The organism is Sphingobium sp. FW306-1B-F04DB, from assembly GCF_058781925.1.
Map to the genome: position 1 here is coordinate 1 of NZ_JBYSXE010000147.1, position 570 is coordinate 570.

General features: G+C 63.7%; 1 protein-coding gene. It reads right to left on the reverse strand.

Annotation, left to right across the window (positions count from 1 at the left end; genetic code table 11):
• Positions 1 to 41: 41 nt before the first annotated feature.
• On the reverse strand, positions 42 to 570 hold a 529-nt coding region (locus AC3WJD_RS22110; protein WP_492749019.1), incomplete at its 5' end, for an IS256 family transposase.

The window sequence follows — 570 nt, forward strand, 5'->3', positions numbered from 1 at the left end:
GGGACTGTCAGGAATTTTGTGCGCGAGGCCAGTTTCGTTCATCAGACCGTGAACCTGTCGCCGAAGAGGACGGCGAACTGGGTCTTGGCCTCGAACCACTCGCGCGGCGGCCGTTTCCACTCCGCGGCCGCATGATTGAGAACAAGATATAGCAGCTTCATCGCGGCGTCGTCACCGGGGAAGTGTCCCCTTGTCCGGACCGCCCTGCGCAGCTTCGAGTTGAGCGCCTCGATCGCATTGGTGGTATAGATGATCCGGCGGACGCCCTCGGGGAACGCGAAGAAGGGGATCACGTGATCCCAGTGGCGCCGCCAGCTCTGCGCGATGGCGGGATATTTGCGGCCCCAATGCCCTTGTTCGAACGCGTCGAGCGCCGCCAGGCCGGTCTCGGGCGTGTCGGCACGATAGACGCTGCGGAGCGCCTGGGCGATCAGCTTGCGGTCCTTCCACGAGGCGAAGCTCATGCTGTTTCGGATCAGATGCACGATGCAGGTTTGGACGACGGTCTCGGGGAAGACCGCGTTGATCGCGTCGGGGAAGCCCTTGAGGCCATCGACGACGGCGATCAGG